The following is a 19,776-nucleotide window of genomic DNA, read 5'->3' as shown; positions in this document are numbered from 1 at the left end:
CGTAAAGTTATCTCACAATTTCAGTTACCGCTCTAATTTCAGCATTTCTTCATCAAATAAATGACACGCAACCTCATGACCTGGTTCGACTTCTCGGAATATCGGAACATGCTGCTTACAGATTTCCATACAGGAAGGACATCTTGTATGAAAACGGCATCCCGACGGTGGATCAACCGGACTTGGAAGATCTCCCTTCAGAATAATGCGCTCCTTCTTTAAGGTAGGATCGGGTACAGGTACAGAAGATAGAAGTGCTTGTGTGTATGGATGCATTGGACGATCATACAAGGTATCCTTATCCGCCGTCTCTACGAGCGAACCAAGATACATAACTCCGATTCGATCACTAATATGCTCAACAACACTTAGATCGTGTGAAATGAATAAATATGTCAGGCCATACTCTTCCTGCAGATCCTGCAACAGATTTAGCACTTGTGACTGAATTGAAACATCCAGTGCTGACACAGGCTCATCTGCCACGATTAAGCTTGGGCGAACAGACAACGCCCTGGCGATTCCAATCCGTTGTCGCTGTCCACCGCTGAACTCAAAAGCGTAGCGCTCGGCGTGGATACTATTCAATCCCACTGTCTCTAGTAACTCGCATGCTAGTTTATCCCGTTCTTTGGACGAGAGCTTTGTATGAATGAGCAGAGGTTCAGCCACAAGATCCTTCACCTTCAACCGTGGATTAAGCGAAGCATAGGGGTCTTGGAACACCATCTGTATATCTTTACGAATAGGCCGCATTTGATTGTCTGAGATATGGCTAATATTTTGACCCTTAAACCACACTTCACCGTCATTCGGCTCCAGCAAGCGAGTCACTAATCTACCCGTAGTAGATTTACCACAGCCACTTTCACCCACAAGGCTGAACGTTTCTCCTTTACGTATAGCGAATGAGATCCCATCAACTGCGTGCAAATATCTAGTAGTTCCGAAAAAGCCCTTCTTCACCGAAAACAACTTTTTCAGACTTTTAACTTCAATGAGTGGAGTCTCCTTCACAAACGTTCCCCTCCTTCCGTGTTCTCCTGCTGTGTAAGCCAACAACGACTCTTTCGCTCTAGTCCCTCAATCGGGAGTAACTCTGGCTCCTGCGAGAGACAACGCTCTGTGACATAATCGCAGCGTGGCGCAAACTTACAACCTGCTGGCATTTGTGATAGATCAGGTACATTCCCTTTAATGGAATCCAAGCGACGTACGTTTTGACGCAGCTTAGGAACGGATTGAATTAATCCCTTCGTATATGGATGCTGCGGTCTTGCAAATAGCTCATGAACGGAAGCTTCCTCCACTACACGACCAGCATACATAACGACTACACGGTCGCATAGTTCTGCTACTACACCAAGGTCATGGGTAATGAGCAGCATTCCCATATCCTGTTCTTCTTTCAGGTGCTTCATTAGATCTAGGATTTGAGCTTGAATCGTTACATCAAGCGCCGTTGTTGGTTCATCTGCAATCAGCAGTTTCGGGTGGCAAGACATCGCCATCGCAATCATGACACGCTGCCTCATACCGCCAGAGAGCTGATGCGGATATTCATCCACCAAGTCTTCCGCACGTGGTATACCAACTAACCGCAACATATGAATGGCATGTTCACGAGCCTTCTTCCGACCATAACCCAAATGCAACATTATCGGCTCCATCAATTGCAAACCAATCTTCAGCACAGGATTAAGCGAAGTCATCGGCTCCTGAAAAATCATCGCCATTTCATTTCCCCGTATCTGGCGCATCTCTTTGTCCGTAACCTTTGTCAGATCCGTTCCCTCGAAACGAACAGATCCGCCAGAAATTCTGCCTGGCGTATCCTTAAGGAGCCGCATAATCGACAGTGAGGTAACGCTTTTGCCACAGCCGGATTCTCCAACTAGACCCAGCACTTCACCTTTCTTAATCACAAAGTCAACACCTGCAACTGCCGTTATACTTCCATCGCCGCGTTTAAACTCCGTTTTCAGCCCTTGTACTTCCAGCAAATTTTGAGTCATGTCTTGTCCCTCCTTAGTTTTTCATTTTGGGATCAAGAGCATCGCGCAGTCCGTCCCCGACCAGGTTAAATGCAAGTACTGTTAAAAATATAGCTAAACCAGGAAAATAAACGATATGTGGAGCTATACTTAAATAATCGCGCCCCATGCTTAACATTGCCCCCCAATCGGGCTCCGTTGGCTTCGCACCCATTCCAAGAAAGCTCAGTGACGCAGCGGCTAAGATTGCCCCACCAATTTTCATGGATAGATTAACGATGATACTAGGGACTGTTTCAGGAAAAATATGTCGCCAAATGATTCGACGATTCTTTGCACCCATTGAACGGGCAGCTTCAACAAACAACGTTTCCTTCGCAGACAATGTTACGCTCCGAATAATGCGGGCAAACGAGGGTGTACCGAAGACTGCAACGGCAATCACAACGTTGGATAAACCAGGCCCAAGTATAGCGACGATCCCAATGGCAAGCAGTAAATCAGGGAATGAGAACAATACGTCACTGCCACGCATAATAATCCGATCCAGCCAACCGCCATAATATCCACTGACAAGACCAAGGATGGTTCCAAGTACACCTGCTATCAATACGGAACTCAGACTGACCGCCAAAGTCAACCTTGTACCATCAATTAAGCGACTTAGAATATCACGGCCGTATTCATCCGTTCCCGCCCAATGCTTGGCAGACGGACCCTGCATTAGCGCATCATAGTTCGGTTCATCAGGATTATAAGGGGTCAGAAATGGCCCGAAAATGGCAATTAAAAAAAGCAATATGATAAAAAATGCAGCCACAAGGGGCATCTTTTGTTTGCTGAACTTGCGAATAAAAACACCCGCGCGGCCTTTTGTTTTCTCCGGGGCTATTACCTCTCCGGGTATAGGAGAATTAGTTCCCATTACCGCCGAATTGTCGCTCATGATATCCCTCCTAATCCTATATTCACCCTATAGAAAACTATCGTAATTCTGCCTCTCAGTTACTCTACCTTACTGAGAAAACCTGATTTTCGGATTGAGCACGCCATACAATAAATCTACTATTAAATTGATAAGGATAAATTGTGTTGAAAACAGCAGCAGCAAAGCTTGAATAACTGTATAATCCCGGAACAAAATGGAATCCACCAGCAGTCTACCAAGGCCAGGAATACTGAACACTGTCTCAACCATTACCGATCCACCAAGCAAGAACCCAAATTGAAGTCCAGCTACAGTAACGACCTGTATAAGAGAATTGCGCAGCGCATGCCTGCTAATAACAACATACTCGCGTAAGCCTTTCGCACGTCCAGTACGGATATAATCCTCCCGTAACGTTTCTAGCATCGATGACCGTGAGTAACGAGCCAGCATCGACATAATTCCCATTCCAAGTGTAATGGAAGGAAGAATATACGACTTCCAGGAATCTACACCACCGGTCGGAAACCAACCAAGCTCTACCGAGAAAATTTGAATGAGTACCAAACCTAACCAGAATCCAGGAATCGACATCCCCGAAATGGCTGTCAATGTGCCTAAGTGATCAGGCCATCTATTACGATAAACCGCTGAAATAACACCAATTAGAAGACCAATGACAAGCGCCCAAGCCATGCTGAGAAACGTTAACCACAAGGTAGGCATTATTCTACTTTCTAGCATATCGGTTACTGGAATCCCTGATCGAATCGAATTGCCCAGATTACCACTTAGTAGATCGCTCATGTAGTTTATGTATTGATTCCACAGCGGCAGATTGAGACCTAGTTGCTCTTGAATGCCATGAATCTCTTCAAGTGTGGCGTCTTTACCCGCAATAAGCCGGGCCGGATCGCCCGGAATTAAGTGAATAAACAGAAAGACTAATACCGATACAATGAATAGCAACGGAATAACCCCGAGGAGTCTTTGTAAAGCATATCTACCCAACTCATAAGCCCCCTTCAGTATCGACAAATGATTTAGTTGAGGCCGCTTCCTACCATTCTTAAGAAGCGGCCTCGTTCAATTCTTGGGAAATTAAATCTTGCGTTTGACTTGAATTATTTCACTTCTGCATTTAGGACATTAATGGAACCATCCGGGAAGACTTTGACACCTTCCAGATTCGATCTTTTGCCTGAGATGATTTGGTCAACGCCCATAAATGCCCACGGAGCATCTTCCCATACTGTTTTCTGAATATTTGCATAAATGGATTTAGCCGCTTCTGGATCAACAGATTTGTTTGCTTCAGCAATCCATTTATCTACATTGTCATTTTTATAATAAGCTGTATTCGAGCCAGCAGGTGGGAACATTTCACTACTGAACAAACCTCTAGTAGCACCATCTGCATCACCGGAGGATGGAGACCAGCTGACATACCACATTTGAATTTTTGCTTCTTCAGGTGTTTTAGCAGCGTTAATTTGGTCGGATAAAGTACCGCCTTCCATGGACTTCACTTCTACTTTAATGCCTACAAGCGCTAGCTGTTGTTGGATAAATTGCATACCCTTCATCGTTTCAGATTCGTTTTCTCCCCAAATTTCGGTTTCGAATCCGTCAGGATATCCCGCTTCAGCAAGCAATTGTTTAGCTTTTTCAATGTCATAGTCATAACCTGTTTGTGGGGAATAATATTGTGTTTTGGATGACATCGTGGAATCGAGCTTAGCGCCAAGACCCGATTTCACCACCTTGATATACGCATCTTTGTTGATAGCATAGTTAATGGCTTGACGTACCTTTACATCATCGAAAGGTTTCTTCATCGTATTCAAAGTTACATAACGAACAATGGTTGAATCGATGGTATCTATAGTAATTCCTTCAAGGCCTTCAACCTCGGATACTTGCTCGGTAGGCATTGGATAAATGAAATCAGCCTCACCAGTCTTCAGCATCGCAATCCGTGAGCCATTCTCTGGTACGGGTCTAAAGGTTATACTATCCACTTTCGGCAAGTCCTTTTGCCAGTAATCCGGATTCTTCTCAACAACTAGACGATCACCTTGCACCCATTCTTTGAACTTAAACGGACCCGTTCCTACAGGTTTTTTCGAAATATCAGCTCCGTTTTCTTCTAAAGCTTTCGGGCTAATAATAGGTGCCATAGCTACTTTATTTAAAAATGCGTTGTATGGCTCGCTGAGTGTAATAACCACGGTTTTGGCATCAGGAGTCTCCACTTTGGCTACCTTTGCAAAGCTTTTGCGCAGTCTCAGATTGTTCTTCTCATCTTGAATACGGGCGATGTTTACTTTAACCGCTTCAGCATTGAAGTCAGTACCGTCTTGGAATTTAACGTTCTCTTGTAAGTTGAACGTGTAGACCAACCCGTCTTCACTTATGGAATGGCTAGCAGCAAGGACAGGAACTACGTTCATATTCTCATCAAAACCCATTAGACCTTCGTACATCGTTCTGGCAGCGCTGATTGAATGTGTATCGCTTGCGTTATGAGGGTCCAGCGTAATAAAGTTAGCATTGATGGCAATTACAATGTCTTTATCATTTTTTGTAGTTGGGGTGCTAGTTTCAGTTCCACCAGCGGTATTGCCGCCTTGTCCCTCGTTGTTCGCTTTGTTGCCGCACCCTGCAGTCACTACTACTGTAATAAGCAGCAGCAAAAACATTGACCATACTTTTCCTTTTGCTTTCATGTTATACACTCCCCTTTAGAAACGATGTATTAGAAAAGCTCCCAGTCCAATTATTCATGAGACTTGAAGATTATTCTCGATCCTTATAATCAGACTTCCCATTGGAATATAGCACGGCGTTCGCCTACAACTGTGCCGCCATCATTAACAATAGTGTTCGGCACGAGTGCATATAAACGATCAATCGTATCTTGATTGCTATAGCCTAAACGTTCCAGAATCGATGCGATGATACAAGGCCAGACTTGCTCAGAACCATCGGATACTTTTAGTGAGATACCAATTCGCTCCTTTCGGAGTCCAATCCCATATACACCTTTAGCGCCGCCCTTTGCCGTCAGATTATCATCCTTCAGTAGCTCTGAGCAGACGAATTTCGTATCTGCAATCATCACCGGATTATCGTTCATAAGCTTTGCAGTCGCAGCAGCTGCGTTACGTATTTCCGTATTCTCAATCAAATCAGGACAGGCTAGCTTTAAATATGAATAAGCGATTTTATGAAGAGGGAGTGCGAAGATAGGAAGACCACAACCATCAATCCCTTGAGGAATGGATTCCTTCGATACTTCTGCGATATAAGCCATGATATCAATGATCTCCTGTTGCACGGGATGGTTAGGATCATAATAAGTATCTATATCCCAACCCATATATTTGCTAAGGCCCATTAACCCTGCATGTTTACCTGAGCAATTATGAAAGATTTTGCGAGTGGGCTCATTCGCCCGATGGCGTTCTGCCTTGGCTTCCTCATTCAGTGGGTATGTAGAACAACAATGAAGTCCCTCTTCTTTTAATCCCATTTTCTGAAAAAGAGATTCAAGTGCTTCAATATGAAAGGCCTCTCCCCGATGCGAAGCAGTAAAGAGTGAGGCTTCCTTACTTGTCAAACCGTAAACTTCATCGATCCGACGCTTCATAACCGGTAAAGCTTGGAATGGTTTAGCAGCTGAACGAAGATAGGTCATATGCTCCGGATTACCTGCTTTATACAAAATATTACCTTTCTCATCGACCACGCTAACTGCACCATAATGGACATTCTCCAGTAAGCCACCGCGATATTCTTCTACTAATGTTGTAAACCCCATCTGTACAACCTCCTTCGATGTAATTATTTTAATCCAATGCGAAAAAACGATTTTGCGATAGTAGTCCAGATCCGATAATTACACCATTCTCGTTCAACATCGAACGATGAATGGAGAAAGACCCACGAAGGGGTTCCCATGTGAAGCGTGAAAGATATAGCTTCTCAACTGCTTCATAAATATCCGGGAATTTGTCTACGAGTTCTCCACTCAGGATCACACTATCGGGGTTATACATGCATACGACATTGTTGATAGTAATCGCCATATACATGAGTGCACGCTCGATCAAATGAACCGCCCAATGCTCTCCTGCATCCTTTGCTTCAAATAACTCCTCAATCGTGCGAATCGGACGAATCCGATTGGCTTCCGACAACAATGAACTGATATTTATGTAGGTCTGTAAGCAACCCGCCTTACCGCACTCGCACATCATTCCGTTAGGATCCACTGTCGTATGGCCTATTTCACCAGCACTGTTCATCACCCCGCGATAGATCTCTCCCTCAAGGATCATCGCCGAGCCAACGCCTTGCCCGAAGCCCAATAGTGCGGTACGGACAGATCCAACAGCAGCGCCTTTGAGGTGTTCAGCAAGAGCTCTAACTTTCAACTCATTATCTACAGCAATTTCAAAACCGGTTAGTTCCTTTAGGCGTTTTGCTAAGGCAACATTCTTCCATCCAAGCTGAACAGAGAAGACAACAATTCCTTCTTCGTTATTCACAATGCCAGGAAGTCCAACGCCAATACCGACGATACGCGTTCTGTCAATCACATGCTGCTGCGTCAGTTGTTCAATCGCTTCATTGATTCGTTCCAGTGTCTTATCTGGACTCTCGTCCGGAGTACGCGGGTATTGCCTGCTGCAGAGAAGCTTACCTTGCAAATCTACGATACCTACAATCATAAGACTGCGGTCCAGCTCAACCCCAACCGACAATACAGAAGCGTCAACCATAGCTAGCAACGTTGATTTCCGACCTAATCCTGACGATACCTGATCCGAATCCAGTAGATAGCCCTGTTCAGTTAATTCCCCAACAATTCGACTTACAGTTGTAGGACTCATACCCGTTTGTTTGGCGATGGAAGCGCGAGAAATTGGTTGTTGATTTTTTATGATTTCGAAGACCGTCAAACGATTTTGCCGCTTCATAAAATCCTGATCGTGCTTTTTCACAGACATTCTCCTAATTATTTTCTTCAGTGCATTAATCAAACTAATATAACTATAAAAATAAGAAAGAATTTGCCAATTAAGCTGCTCTAATGTATTATTTGATTAAATTTCAGTTTAGTTTCTCCAGTGATGGGATTAATAATAAAGGCTCATTGAATGTATGTCAATATAAATGACATATTTTTTTATTCGAAATAAATGAAAGCGTTTGATATGTGATTTTTATAACAATCTCCAACAAATACATAACACAAATATAACATCAAAGACCAAAACCGCTCTCATAATAGACCGAGCGGAAACTATAAATAGGAAAAACTTAATTTAGAGGTGGAGGAAATATCTAAAAAACAAAAAGAATTTTTGGGATCGATGCAGAAGTTTTGTGAATCTGAATATTGGAAAAAGGGTAGCATCGTGCGCGGATTGATAGTGAAATGGAGATAGAACCCGCATCAAAAGCAAGTTCTTCATTATAGAAACCAACTTTTGATGCGGAGTGTTAAAAAAATTATTGAAACTCTACTGCCTTAACAGAAGTGTCCTCTTGTATCAGTGACAACAATTTCACAGCATTAAACGATTCAGGAAATTTTACGATAATTTCTAAATTCAATTCGGAGGCAAGACTATTATTTTCAGCGTGAAAGCTTAAAATGGTAATATTTTTTTCTTCAAGTAGCTGTTGAATTCTACTCACGGCTCCTTCTGAATTAGTCAGACAGATCACAATCTGTTGCGTTTTCGGTGAGGCCAGCCAACTGTATCGGCCATGCAAAATCTTTTGCCCAAGTAAGATAATAATCGTTGCTCCTCCACCAAGAATATATAGGCCCGATCCAATCGTCAGCCCTAGTCCCGCCGTTGCCCAAATCCCCGCTGCAGTTGTCAGACCCTTCACAGTGTGTCTATGCATGAAAATCATTCCTGCACCAAGAAATCCCACTCCACTTACTACCTGGGCAGCTATACGTGCGGGATCGAGCTTAACATAGGACCAATCAGCTTGATCCTGAAATCCATATTTTGAAATGATCATCATAAGTGCAGCACCTAAAGCAACAATAAAATGCGTTCTAACTCCCGCTTCTTTCATCCGACTTTTTCGTTCAAAGCCAACTAAAACACCACAAATTCCAGCTCCAACTACACGAAGCAAATATTCAAACTCCATACATAGTCCTTCTCTCCTTATGATATTGCTATTTATTGTATCATAAACGGATTTCTATATTTCCCCCACCTATAATATGGACATGATATTTAACATAGTTTGAGCATGCGCACAGTCACATCTGCAAAGATTTAGCTGTGATACCTTTATAGTTGTTACTCCAGTAGACATTATTTAACGGTCTACAACTAGTGAAAGAGGTGCGTATATGAAACTGCCAACAATCCAATTTGGGCATATTAAATCCAAGGTTCCTGTAATTCAAGGGGGTATGGGCGTAGGCATATCCTTAAGTGGCTTAGCTGCTGCTGTAGCCAATGCAGGCGGGATCGGCACCATTTCTGGTACAGGAATCACCACCGATGAACTGAGAATGCATATTCGCAAAACAAGAGAGCTCTCAAAAGGGATTGGATATATCGGTGTGAATGTTCTATTCGCGATGAAGGATTTTGCTGATAAAATGAAGGTCGCTTTGGAAGAAAAAGTGGACTTTATTATTTCTGGAGCTGGGATTTCCAGAGATATTTATGCTTGGGGTAAAGAGTATGGTACTCCTGTGGTGTCTATTGTTTCCTCCGCCAAATTAGCCAGAATATCCGAAAGACTTGGTGCCTCTGCAGTCGTAGTGGAAGGATTTGAAGCCGGGGGCCATTTGGGCACAGAGAGATCCATGTTCGAAATTCTTCCTGAGGTTGTAGAAGCCGTTTCGATTCCGGTTATTGCTGCTGGTGGGATTCTGACGGGAGATGATATCGCAAAAGCCCTTCGGATTGGCGCTTCTGGTGTTCAGATGGGGACTCGTTTCGTGGCGAGCCATGAATGTGATGCTCCTCTGGCCTTTAAGCAAAAATATGTAGATGCTCAGCAAGGTGATACTATTCTAATTAAGTCTACAGTTGGGCTAGATGGCAGAGCGATTCGTAATGAATTCACAGAACGTATTAGTGATGATGCCAAATTAAAAATAGCCAAATGCTCTAATTGTCTAAAGGTATGTTCGCATCGCTTCTGTACCATGGAATCCCTGCTAACTTCGCTTAGAGGAGATGTTAAGAACGGATTAGTGTTTGCAGGGTCCAGAGTTCATGAGATTAAAGAGATATTGTCCGTACAGCAGATTATTGACAATTTAATGTATGAGTATCAGGGAGCATTGAACCCCGCAACTTAAGATTGTAATACGATACTTATGCGATGATAAAGATAAAAAAAGAACCCTTTGTTGTATGCAACAAAGGGTTCTTTTTAAAAGGCGTTGTTTATAGTTGACTCTATATCAGCATAGCCTTACATCATTCCACGAGTATTAGAAATGCCCTCTTGTTGATGACAGCTCTTATACATTTGTTCTAGCTCAGAATCACCTAAGTTAGGATGTCTTTCTTTCATAAAGGGCAACATCTCTTTAAAAGTGCTTGGAGCAAACCCGGCAGCATAAGCTGCTGTTCCAATTCCAAATGACAAAATAACAACACAGATTACTGCAAATACTCCTCTTTTCAAAAAAACCATCTCCTACTTTATAATACGGAAAAAATCAATACGAAAAAAATTTGCTGAAACCAACATGCACATCAGACCCATTCCCATAACTAGAATGGCTATGATCCAATCCGCTTTTTTCATATTCATCCTCCCGTGCCATCGAACACCCTGAATTCAATGAATAGTGGGGTTCAATAATATTAATGATTATAGATGAATATTGTGTGGAAACTATGTGGGACATGCTTAAAAGATTTATTTTTGTCAATTCCGTGAAATTAATCACTATATAATCATTTGTTCATACTGCGTTCTTATTTGAAAGATATGATTTCAATATAACAATAAACATAAAGGAGTCATGATCATGAAAAAATTGTATTACACGTCTTTTTTCTATGCCATTCTTGGTTTGATAGCAGGTGTTGCTTATCGTGAAATTACCAAAATGAATGATTTCGAAGGAAACACCATCTTAGTTGCACTTCATACTCATATCCTTGTACTGGGCTTCTTCTTCTTTATAATCGCATTGATCCTAGCCAAGTTATTTAATATCCATGAAGCTAAATCCTTTGGCGCATGGTACATTGTATATAACATTGGTCTCCTGATCACGATCGGTACTATGGCCACTCGCGGGATGCTGCAAATTAACGGGACTGATATCAGCTTCTTACCGCATATTGCCGGTCTCGGTCATGCCATAGTAGGTGCTGGTATCATTTGGCTACTAGTTCTGCTCGGTAAACGAATTAAATCATAGGAAAAAAGCCGCTGGATCATATTCCAGCGGCTTTTTTGGTTAGTCATATTTAAGTTCATACCAAATGAGACTATAAGTATATTTGTTTATACACTGGTAAATGATACAATATGGAAGTCGCGAGATATCTTAAATTTTAACTTTAAACTATGCTTTCGTTGCCAATAAAACTTTTAAGGAGTGAAGTAAATGTCTATTGATGTTTATCTGAATTTCAACGGGAATTGCCGTCAAGCCGCAGAATTTTACGCGGAGGTATTTGGCGTTGAACGTCCACAAATCATGACCTTTGGCGAAACACCACCTGATCCCAATTTCACTCTTCCTGAAGAAGCCAAAGATTTAGTTATGCACACTCGCTTGAATATCGAAGGCAGTAATGTAATGTTCTCTGATGTTTTTCCGGGCATGCCTTTTGTGGAAGGAAATAACATTAGTCTTTCGGTAGTTAGTAAGGATTTGGATGGCATAAAAAAATATTTCCATAAGCTTAAAGAAGGCGGCAAAGTAGGTATGGAATTACAAGAAACCTTCTGGAGCTCGTGTTATGGTAGTCTAAAAGATAAATTCGGCATCGATTGGCAATTCAATTATGATGACGGACGAATGAATATGTAATAAAAATAACAACGAGTATGGAGTGGCTGCGAAACCTATTAATACAGGTGCGGCCTACCTCCAGCTCGTTGTTTCTTGTTCAAGCGCTTAGTCCATAATCAAATCATATACACTGACCTTCCGAATCCGTCTTGCAACTAACATGGATACCACATAAGCAACCACTAGAATGACAGCACAGAGTAGAAGCACTTGAGGCAGACTAACCGCCAGCTGAACGTTGTAAATGCCTAGACTTGAAAGCAATAATACAAACGCCGAATCCGAGAAAAAATAACCTGCTAAACTCCCCAATAATACTCCAACTACAATCACCGGAAAAAGACTGAACGTAATCTGTGTCATCAGATTAAAGGTGGTATATCCGATACCTTTGAGAATACCGAATTCCCGCTTACGTTTCATAATCAACGTCTTAATCACTAAATACAAAATTAGACTGACCACTATAATTGTGACCGCGGTAATGACTGCTGTCATAGAAGATACTGCTGAAGTGAATGTACTGAGCGTGCTTTCTAACATGTCTAAAATGTTCGTTACGTTCCATTGTCCAGGGAGACGTTCTTCAAGCTTTTGAATGAAGACTTGAGGATCTTCCCCTTCCTTTAAGTACACATTAATGGACTGGACGGAATAATTCGGCTGCATTTTTCTCATTCCATCTTCTGTTATGGTAGCAACCATACCTAACTGATTAATCTGCTGGCTAAGACCAGTCACCAAATAATTTTGGGTTACCCCATTAAACGTAACTGGAATCTCGTCCCCAATCGATTTATTTTTCATTTTTGCAATTACACCGGATACCGCAATTTCATTATCAAAAATGGGCTGCCTACCTTTGTAGACCGTCTGTGTTTCCAGCTTGGCATAATCATCAGATACACGGAGCATAAAACTGGAATCATTTATAGAAGCTACTCTACCTTCCAATATGGAGATCTTTTGAACCTCAGGCATGGCTTCGACTTCAGCAAATATTCCCGGATCATGACCAGCTTTTTTTAGATCAAGTTGCAAATTGGTACGTTCTAAACCCACTAAATCTAAAACGGCTGAAGTATCCCCTTTAAAGTTAAAATTAAGGATGGAGCAAAATATACTCGAAAAGGTCAACCCTGCAACGATCAGCACGATCATAAAATTCTGCTTGGTCTGTCTAAATAAAGACTTCAGACTTAAGGCGAATTGCAAATTCAATGAAGTGCTCGCTAGCGGAAAATGATTTTTCTTAAAATTGTGGGTAAGAAGCCCGCTCTGAAGAGCTGCTATCGGAGTAATCCTTCGAATCTTTCTACTAGACAGGTAGGCAACTAAGAGAATCAGCACCGTAACGATAAGCAAACTCAACAAAGCACTTAATAATTCAAAAGTTGTCGGCCACAACAGTCCAACCGAAGACGAAATCATATTACCTACTAAGGGCATGACTAGAACAGAAATCAAACTTCCCGGTATGGAGGCCATTATAGATACTGAGACGAACTGTAACAGAAATGAGGATATGATCTGCCTTGACGTATAACCGTTCGCTTTCAAAACACCGATGTTGGTTAGGTTATCCTCAATATTCCCGAAGATCTGAAACCTGATCACAATCAACGAGATTACAACCATAATCAAAGCAAATACAATCAGAATAGCGGCTAAAATATTCACAAAAACGCGGTTACCTTCGAGCCCCACATCAGTTCGCATGACTAAAAATGAACTTGTGTTTCCAGATCCAAAAATCTGTTCACTCAACTTTTGCTCCAGCTTGACTTCATTCGCCCGTTCGTTTAATTGTACAGATAAAAAATTAAATTGAACTTCTTTCCCAAGCCGTTCCTCTAATTGCTTATAACCTTCATCGTTTAAAAATATTTTCAAAGCCCCATTCGTCAATGTCCCAAAAAGGGGTTCCTCCGTAAATCCACCGATGGTATAAGTGAATTTGTTGTTATCGTATTCAAACGAGATCGTATCCCCAAGGTTATACCCTGAGCCTCCGTGAAAGATATACGGCAAATAAATTGTATTTTGATCCGCAGGTTCCAACCGAGAAGTGGTATTAAATAGTCCCATAGAGCGCTGCGAATCCTTATTAAGAATCAAGAAAGCAATAGCTGTATTGTTTCCCCCGTAGTTTATCTTTACATCAGGTAGCAGAAGCGCCGCCTCATTCTCCCATGTTTCAGTATAAGGATAGCTATCCACCAGAGATTCATAATTCTTCACATTCTCATTTAAAGGAAAATAAGCGGTGATATCAGGTGTATTTAGCTTCGATATTTTTTCTTGCTGAAAAGAATTAAGCTTCAAGCTGACCGTGAGGCCAATGTTCAGCAGCAGCGCAGCAATCATAATCAATACGAAGAGCGTAATCGTTGCACTTTTTCTTTTACGAATATTGGACCAAGCAAGCTTTCCTATTAAGCTTCTCATCCCTACCACCCCAATTCGGTCAGAAAGGACTGTAATTGCTGCTGCCGTTCAGGTCCACTATCTTCGCTATAAGGGGAAAGGCGCAAATCTCCGATGACTACTCCATCCTGCAGATACAAGATCCGATTACCACGCAGCGCAGTTTTGAGATCATGGGTTACCATAATTATGCTTTGCCCCTGCTTATTTACCTCGGTTAGGACACGCAGTACCCCTATTCCTGCTGAGCTATTTAGCGCTCCAGTCGGCTCATCCGCAAAGACCGCTTTTGGACTGTTGATAAGGGCCCGGATAATACCAGCACGCTGAGCTTCTCCTCCTGAGATTTGCGCTGGAAACTTACCCCAGATGGTGTCATCCAGGCCTACATCTAAAAGCAGCTTTTTGGCTTTTTCCACAGCCCCAGCTCTATCCTTTTGGACAAGAAAAGCACTTGATAATACATTGTCGAGGACACTCATTGAATCGAGCAGATGGATCTGCTGAAACACAAATCCACAATTCTTCCGCCGGAATATCGCCAGCTGATCATTACTCATCGCCGTAATATCTTGACCTTCAAACAAGACCTCTCCAAGCGTTGGCTTATCCATTCCCGAAATGGCATACAGCAGTGTTGATTTACCAGAACCAGAGCTGCCCATGATAATCGTGAAATCACCATGATATAAGGTCAGATCTAGATTTTTTAATACATGCTGCTGAGTTCCTCCATGGGAAAAGGTTTTTCCAAGCTTATGGGTCTGCATCAATACTTTATTATTCACTTCGTTCATGTTGAACACTCCATTTACGTTCATGCTCATTAATTACGCTAATAGTAACCCTAGCTCTACGCACAATATAATGGCTGCAATCACAGACTCATTCGTAATTGCAACCTAATCGTACGTTAAATGTTCTTAACATGTCTTTGTGCAATCCTTAGCGAATTCTTAATTCTATCCTGCTAAAGGAATCAGCAGCTTTACAGTAAATCCATCCTCCCGATTGGAGCATACAATGTCGCCCTGCATTTTTTGCATCATATAACGAGAAATGTACAGACCTAGACCTGCACCGTTCTGGCTCACGGCCAAACTGCCCCGAAAGAATTTATTGAATATTAAAGGCAATTCCTCCTCAGGAACACCAGGACCATAATCCAGAATATCAACCTCCAGATAATGATCCCTAATCTCGAATGTAATATCGATGGGTGTACCGGAGAAGGCATACTTATAGGAATTGTTCACCACATTATCGATGACCTGCTGTATCCGTAAGGGATCCACCATAATGATGCAGTCTGGCACAGATGCAGCTGAAATCCGTTCGTAGAAGTTCACATTATTTATAATTTGGGTCAGCAGGTGACTATGCTCCTCCGTTAAGCTGACTTTTAGTTCATTCAGTTCCTCCAAGGTGGAATGGAACATGTCTGTGACCAGACGATCAATCTGATCCGCTTTGGAATACAAGGTATTTAGCTGTCTGCTTGTCTTCTCATCTCTTGCGCTTAATAACATCAGTTCCGTAATCGCCTTCATCGAAGCGACGGGTGTCTTAATATCATGACTGAGACTAGCAACCAGCTCCTTCTTACTCTTATTCGCTAAATATTCACTGTGCCTAGCCGCCGCAAGCTCTTCCCGCATCATATCGAAGCTTTCGGTAAAAGCACCAAATAGATGATTACGATCCATTTCCAGAGGCACTTCAAGATCGCCTCTTGCGATATGGTTCGCGAATAGCTGCATTTTGCGAAATGGACGAAGAATGGATCTATTCAGGAACCAAATATAGAGGATGCCTAGAATTGTAAGCAAAAGCAGCATTGCAACAGAAACTTGTATAAATTGTTGTTTCATATGTATAAAAATCGTACGGTAATCATTATTAATAATTACTTTACCCACCAGCTGATCCTGAACAACAACGTCGACTAAGGTATCCCGATTATTGATAGCTTCATTAACGCTAACGGAAATCGCATTTTCAGTCTGATATTTTAATTTACCAGAGGTATCAATAATGGCGAAATCATAGGGGCTTTCCTTGTACAGTTTCGGCTCAAGCTTATCCCAATGCTGCTCTGTAAGCTTAACAATGGTATTGATCGCCACTCGGTCTGTTGGGGTCTCCACCTTCAAATTAAATATCAGGAATAAGAGAGTTATACTTGCAGCGAATATAGTGAGCATTAGCGCCAGTAGCAATTTTTTAGTCATCACTATTTATCCTCAAAAGCATAACCGATGCCCCATACGGTACGGATGTACTGCGGATCGTTAGGATTCTGCTCAATCTTCTCACGAAGATGACGGATATGTACATTTAAGGTGCCATCTCCCGCAAAAACATCCCCCCATACCCCTGTAAATAGCTCCTCTTTAGGGATTACCCGATTTTTATGCTGGATTAAAAACTTTAGCAATTTATATTCCATTGTTTTCAGCTTGAGGGGTACGCCGTTAAGACTTGCCCTTCTGAGCTCGGGATCAATCTGGATGGGTCCGGATTCAAGAAGGGAGGACTCGGCTACAACTTCGTTGTTGTAACGTTTAAGCACCGCCTTTACTTTTGCCAGCAGCACTCTCAGGGTATACGGCTTATGAATATAATCATCTCCCCCGATATCTAGCGCAATTAATACATCATCCTCACTGGAGCGGGCACTAATAAACAGGATGGGAATCCCGGTCGTCTGACGCAGTTCTTTGCATAACTGGAAGCCGGATTCACCGCCTAAATTAATATCTAGGAGTAACATCGACACCTGATGCTCACTCAAAAAGCTCCGACAGGCATCGGCACTCGTAACAAATGCGGTTTGAACATCAAACAAATTAAAATATTCGCAGGTGGTCTCCGCAAGCTCAATTTCATCATCAATAATCAAACAATCATATCTCATCGATTTCTCTCCGCTTCAACTGAATTTATTATTATGTTAGAATATGCCTTTAAGGAGGGGTTACCTGTGGATACACAGTTCCAGCGTCTGGAGCACTATTTAGATAAATACGAACAAAGCTGGCCATTAAGTGGCACAGTCTTAATAGCTCAGCGTGGAGAAATCAAGTTACATAAAGCGTACGGATATGCGAATCTTGAACATCAGGTCCCGAACACTTTAGATACCAAATTCCGGATCTGGTCACTTACCAAATCATTCACTGGCATGGCTATCCTGATGCTAAAAGAACAAAAACGTCTTAGACTGGAAGATCCAATCCTAAAATATCTTCCTCAGCAGCATGCACTAGAGGGGATTACCATCCTTCACCTGCTGGGACATACCTCTGGTATAGCCAACTACACTTCCATACCCGAATATAATCAAAAATTAAATAAGCTAAAGCTGACTCCACAGGAGATGTTTCAGCTATTTGTGAGTCAGCCCCCTGCATTTATGCCTGGCACTTCATTTGCCTATAACAACTCAGGTTATTATTTGCTGGGGATGATTATTGAGAAGATTACAGGGATGACATTTGAAGATTATATCACTACTTTTATATTACAGCCTCTAGGCATGGTAAATACAGGAGTTTATAACAATCAGCAGATTATTCCGAAATTAGCCTCACCTTATCATTCTTCTTGGGGAGAGTATACTCAGGGGGAATACATAGATATGAGCTCTATCTTATCCGCTGGCGGGATGTATTCGACGGCTGCCGATCTTTTCCTGTGGGATCAAGCCTTGTACTCCGATCAATTAGTGTCTCATAACACCCTAGAGATGGCTTTTCATTCCAGTAATCTCAAATATCGATTTGGTTGGTTCTTGGACGAACGTTTTGATCGAAAAAGAATGTATCATGGCGGTGCCTATCGCGGCTTCCGAAGTGAACTGCATAGATACCCTGAAGATCAAACAAGCGTAATCATGTTGACTAATTATGATTGCGTACCCGTCACTAAGTTAACGGAATCGCTAGCTGGATTAGTCTTCGGCGAACCTGTAAGGGTGCCGATCTCTCCGCAAGCCTACCCGCTTGATGATAGCATTTATGCTGGTTATATGGGAACGTACGAGGGATTTGGCTGCAAAGCGAGCGTGGAGCGTAGTGGCCAAGATTACTATTTTGTCTGGAATGATGTAGAGGTCACTCCCTTTTATCCAATCTCGGAAACAAGATTCCATCATACGAAGCATGATTCGGAATATGAATTTAAGCGGAATGCTCAGGGTGTGCTTTCATTTCTGGGAATGCACAAAAAACAAGACAAGTCTTAAATAGACCTGTCTTGTTTTTTGTTCGTGTTTACGCTAGGCCTTAGCTATAATGATGAACTCAGTCAGAAGCACAAGTAAGGCAGTAGCTACGCCAAGCGAATTAATTACCGTTAAAGCATCTGGGTAGCTTTCTTTCTTAAATTGCGAGAATAAAGATACCATCCATAATACACTGAAGAATAATGCGACCAATCCGGAAATAGCCTCACTATCCACTTTTCTGCTCCGCATAAATAATCCTACAAGGCCAACAACGGTAAAAACCATGTATATAACAAGCTCTATGGATGTGATGACAATCGCCTCGCCTGCAGAGAACAAATGCATTAACATGTATTGAATCCCTAAACAAATAAACACAAGCTGGTTAAAAGAAACTTTGCTCACTCTCATAGCTTATCTCCTTTTAATTTAAGTAAACTGCAATAAAAAAGATAACGCTTTCATTATATCGATAATTAAAATAATCCTCTGTGACTTTCAGTACTCTTCCGATATCAGCCCAATCAAAACAAGCCCTGAACAAAAAAATCTCCTGGCAATATTGTTGCCGGAGATTTTATATTATAGTTTAAATGCTGACATAAAGGATGTATCCAAAACAGCCAATTTTCTAATAAAACTTCGTCAAAAACAGGATCTCAATTAATGATGCATAAATCCACTAATTTTTAACAGCATTCAAAGCATCTAATTGGTCACTATGTCTTTTTTCTGTAAAAATAAGGCATAGGCACATACACCAGCAAGTTGCAAATGTAGAGACCATAGGAGCTACTTGTTGAGAAGCGTTTTTATTCAGTTCCATTGTTTAGTCCCCTCCTTTCAGTTTGTCATAGGGTCTGTTTTGAATACATCTCTTATGTCAGCATTGAGAATGATAGAGCGAAATTTCTATGCCACTACTTTAGATGTTTCGGTATAACTTCAATAAGTTTTTCTACAGTTAAGTCTTTGATTTCACGGACAAAAGAATCATTGATTTGGAATCCAAGTTCGTTCTCGAGATCTGTTAAAATATAAATGATATTTCTAACAGAAGTTACACCTAATAGATTGGTCGTTCTATCGAATTCTTTAACATAATTTTTGACTGTTTCTTCTATAACCTGTTCGTTTAGATGCAACAACTCCTTCTCCTCCT

Annotated in this window: 20 protein-coding genes; 4 read left to right on the top strand and 16 right to left on the bottom strand. The window is 41.8% G+C overall.

Going from position 1 to position 19,776, the window contains the following annotated elements; genetic code table 11:
- Window positions 1-24: 24 nt before the first annotated feature.
- From MKY52_RS19350 to MKY52_RS19315, 8 genes are all read right to left on the bottom strand, one after another.
- Complete coding sequence (locus MKY52_RS19350) at window positions 25-1,017, bottom strand: ABC transporter ATP-binding protein (RefSeq protein WP_341052860.1); 993 nt, start codon at window positions 1,015-1,017, stop codon at window positions 25-27.
- Entirely contained in the window at window positions 1,014-2,015 is a 1,002-nt protein-coding gene (locus MKY52_RS19345; protein ID WP_042189916.1) for an ABC transporter ATP-binding protein, read from the bottom strand. The genes MKY52_RS19350 and MKY52_RS19345 overlap by 4 nt, the downstream gene beginning before the upstream one ends.
- A 13-nt stretch (window positions 2,016-2,028) precedes the next feature.
- Window positions 2,029-2,940: an ABC transporter permease gene (locus tag MKY52_RS19340; RefSeq protein WP_042189918.1), complete on the bottom strand. Its 912-nt coding sequence runs from the start codon at window positions 2,938-2,940 to the stop codon at window positions 2,029-2,031.
- A 69-nt stretch (window positions 2,941-3,009) separates the two neighbouring features.
- The gene (locus tag MKY52_RS19335; protein ID WP_042189920.1) at window positions 3,010-3,933 is read right to left on the bottom strand and encodes an ABC transporter permease subunit; all 924 of its coding nucleotides are present in this window, start codon (window positions 3,931-3,933) and stop codon (window positions 3,010-3,012) included.
- A 113-nt stretch (window positions 3,934-4,046) separates the two neighbouring features.
- A complete protein-coding gene (locus MKY52_RS19330) occupies window positions 4,047-5,651 on the bottom strand; it encodes a glutathione ABC transporter substrate-binding protein (protein WP_341052859.1) in 1,605 nt (534 codons plus the stop codon).
- Window positions 5,652-5,740: 89 nt separating this feature from the next.
- Complete coding sequence (locus MKY52_RS19325; protein WP_341052857.1) at window positions 5,741-6,745, bottom strand: asparaginase; 1,005 nt, start codon at window positions 6,743-6,745, stop codon at window positions 5,741-5,743.
- 28 nt (window positions 6,746-6,773) lie between these two features.
- Window positions 6,774-7,937 carry an ROK family transcriptional regulator gene (locus tag MKY52_RS19320; RefSeq protein ID WP_341044248.1) on the bottom strand — a complete coding sequence of 388 codons (1,164 nt, stop codon included), beginning with the start codon at window positions 7,935-7,937 and terminating at the stop codon, window positions 6,774-6,776.
- Between the two features lie 505 nt (window positions 7,938-8,442).
- Window positions 8,443-9,105: an MgtC/SapB family protein gene (locus MKY52_RS19315; RefSeq protein WP_341052856.1), complete on the bottom strand. Its 663-nt coding sequence runs from the start codon at window positions 9,103-9,105 to the stop codon at window positions 8,443-8,445.
- Between the two features lie 208 nt (window positions 9,106-9,313).
- On the opposite strand from MKY52_RS19315, the gene MKY52_RS19310 reads away from it, so the two are divergent.
- Entirely contained in the window at window positions 9,314-10,279 is a 966-nt protein-coding gene (locus tag MKY52_RS19310; protein WP_339242522.1) for an NAD(P)H-dependent flavin oxidoreductase, read from the top strand.
- A 116-nt stretch (window positions 10,280-10,395) separates the two neighbouring features.
- On the opposite strand, the gene MKY52_RS19305 is transcribed toward MKY52_RS19310, so the two are convergent.
- Window positions 10,396-10,611: a hypothetical protein gene (locus tag MKY52_RS19305; RefSeq protein WP_234532155.1), complete on the bottom strand. Its 216-nt coding sequence runs from the start codon at window positions 10,609-10,611 to the stop codon at window positions 10,396-10,398.
- A gap of 349 nt (window positions 10,612-10,960) precedes the next feature.
- Here MKY52_RS19305 and MKY52_RS19300 point away from each other — a divergent pair, with 349 nt between their 5' ends.
- Both MKY52_RS19300 and MKY52_RS19295 read left to right on the top strand, forming a co-directional pair.
- Entirely contained in the window at window positions 10,961-11,359 is a 399-nt protein-coding gene (locus tag MKY52_RS19300) for a DUF2871 domain-containing protein (protein WP_042189934.1), read from the top strand.
- Window positions 11,360-11,548: 189 nt separating this feature from the next.
- The gene (locus MKY52_RS19295; RefSeq protein ID WP_042189935.1) at window positions 11,549-11,977 is read left to right on the top strand and encodes a VOC family protein; all 429 of its coding nucleotides are present in this window, start codon (window positions 11,549-11,551) and stop codon (window positions 11,975-11,977) included.
- A gap of 87 nt (window positions 11,978-12,064) precedes the next feature.
- Here MKY52_RS19295 and MKY52_RS19290 read toward each other — a convergent pair whose 3' ends face one another.
- From MKY52_RS19290 to MKY52_RS19275, 4 genes are all read right to left on the bottom strand, one after another.
- Window positions 12,065-14,407 carry an ABC transporter permease gene (locus MKY52_RS19290; protein WP_341052855.1) on the bottom strand — a complete coding sequence of 781 codons (2,343 nt, stop codon included), beginning with the start codon at window positions 14,405-14,407 and terminating at the stop codon, window positions 12,065-12,067.
- A 2-nt stretch (window positions 14,408-14,409) separates the two neighbouring features.
- On the bottom strand, window positions 14,410-15,183 hold the full coding sequence (locus MKY52_RS19285; RefSeq protein ID WP_042189939.1) for an ABC transporter ATP-binding protein: 774 nt from the start codon (window positions 15,181-15,183) through the stop codon (window positions 14,410-14,412).
- 165 nt (window positions 15,184-15,348) lie between these two features.
- Complete coding sequence (locus MKY52_RS19280; RefSeq protein WP_341052853.1) at window positions 15,349-16,617, bottom strand: HAMP domain-containing sensor histidine kinase; 1,269 nt, start codon at window positions 16,615-16,617, stop codon at window positions 15,349-15,351.
- A gap of 2 nt (window positions 16,618-16,619) precedes the next feature.
- The gene (locus tag MKY52_RS19275) at window positions 16,620-17,303 is read right to left on the bottom strand and encodes a response regulator transcription factor (protein ID WP_076300532.1); all 684 of its coding nucleotides are present in this window, start codon (window positions 17,301-17,303) and stop codon (window positions 16,620-16,622) included.
- A 66-nt stretch (window positions 17,304-17,369) separates the two neighbouring features.
- Between MKY52_RS19275 and MKY52_RS19270 the strand changes: the two genes are divergently transcribed.
- Complete coding sequence (locus MKY52_RS19270) at window positions 17,370-18,632, top strand: serine hydrolase domain-containing protein (protein ID WP_341052851.1); 1,263 nt, start codon at window positions 17,370-17,372, stop codon at window positions 18,630-18,632.
- A 33-nt stretch (window positions 18,633-18,665) separates the two neighbouring features.
- On the opposite strand, the gene MKY52_RS19265 is transcribed toward MKY52_RS19270, so the two are convergent.
- The 3 genes from MKY52_RS19265 to MKY52_RS19255 all read right to left on the bottom strand — a co-directional run bounded on the left by MKY52_RS19265 (window position 18,666) and on the right by MKY52_RS19255 (window position 19,762).
- Window positions 18,666-19,025: a hypothetical protein gene (locus tag MKY52_RS19265; protein WP_341052849.1), complete on the bottom strand. Its 360-nt coding sequence runs from the start codon at window positions 19,023-19,025 to the stop codon at window positions 18,666-18,668.
- A gap of 271 nt (window positions 19,026-19,296) precedes the next feature.
- The gene (locus MKY52_RS19260) at window positions 19,297-19,440 is read right to left on the bottom strand and encodes a hypothetical protein (protein ID WP_280786537.1); all 144 of its coding nucleotides are present in this window, start codon (window positions 19,438-19,440) and stop codon (window positions 19,297-19,299) included.
- 94 nt (window positions 19,441-19,534) lie between these two features.
- Window positions 19,535-19,762, bottom strand: coding sequence for a hypothetical protein (locus MKY52_RS19255; protein WP_341052848.1), 228 nt, complete (start codon window positions 19,760-19,762; stop codon window positions 19,535-19,537).
- Between the last annotated feature and the right edge of the window lie 14 nt (window positions 19,763-19,776).

It is taken from the genome of Paenibacillus sp. FSL P4-0184 (assembly GCF_038004625.1).
GTDB lineage: Bacteria > Bacillota > Bacilli > Paenibacillales > Paenibacillaceae > Paenibacillus_AQ.
This window is presented reverse-complemented; position numbering and strand designations above follow the sequence as displayed.

Coding starts and splice junctions, on each gene's coding strand:
- MKY52_RS19280 (WP_341052853.1), bottom strand. CDS start 16,617: ATGACTAAAAAATTGCTACTGGCGCTAATGCTCACTATATTCGCTGCA.
- MKY52_RS19330 (WP_341052859.1), bottom strand. CDS start 5,651: ATGAAAGCAAAAGGAAAAGTATGGTCAATGTTTTTGCTGCTGCTTATT.
- MKY52_RS19265 (WP_341052849.1), bottom strand. CDS start 19,025: ATGAGAGTGAGCAAAGTTTCTTTTAACCAGCTTGTGTTTATTTGTTTA.
- MKY52_RS19275 (WP_076300532.1), bottom strand. CDS start 17,303: ATGAGATATGATTGTTTGATTATTGATGATGAAATTGAGCTTGCGGAG.
- MKY52_RS19290 (WP_341052855.1), bottom strand. CDS start 14,407: ATGAGAAGCTTAATAGGAAAGCTTGCTTGGTCCAATATTCGTAAAAGA.
- MKY52_RS19310 (WP_339242522.1), top strand. CDS start 9,314: ATGAAACTGCCAACAATCCAATTTGGGCATATTAAATCCAAGGTTCCT.
- MKY52_RS19300 (WP_042189934.1), top strand. CDS start 10,961: ATGAAAAAATTGTATTACACGTCTTTTTTCTATGCCATTCTTGGTTTG.
- MKY52_RS19285 (WP_042189939.1), bottom strand. CDS start 15,183: ATGAACGAAGTGAATAATAAAGTATTGATGCAGACCCATAAGCTTGGA.
- MKY52_RS19345 (WP_042189916.1), bottom strand. CDS start 2,015: ATGACTCAAAATTTGCTGGAAGTACAAGGGCTGAAAACGGAGTTTAAA.
- MKY52_RS19340 (WP_042189918.1), bottom strand. CDS start 2,940: ATGAGCGACAATTCGGCGGTAATGGGAACTAATTCTCCTATACCCGGA.
- MKY52_RS19320 (WP_341044248.1), bottom strand. CDS start 7,937: ATGTCTGTGAAAAAGCACGATCAGGATTTTATGAAGCGGCAAAATCGT.
- MKY52_RS19315 (WP_341052856.1), bottom strand. CDS start 9,105: ATGGAGTTTGAATATTTGCTTCGTGTAGTTGGAGCTGGAATTTGTGGT.
- MKY52_RS19260 (WP_280786537.1), bottom strand. CDS start 19,440: ATGGAACTGAATAAAAACGCTTCTCAACAAGTAGCTCCTATGGTCTCT.
- MKY52_RS19295 (WP_042189935.1), top strand. CDS start 11,549: ATGTCTATTGATGTTTATCTGAATTTCAACGGGAATTGCCGTCAAGCC.
- MKY52_RS19325 (WP_341052857.1), bottom strand. CDS start 6,745: ATGGGGTTTACAACATTAGTAGAAGAATATCGCGGTGGCTTACTGGAG.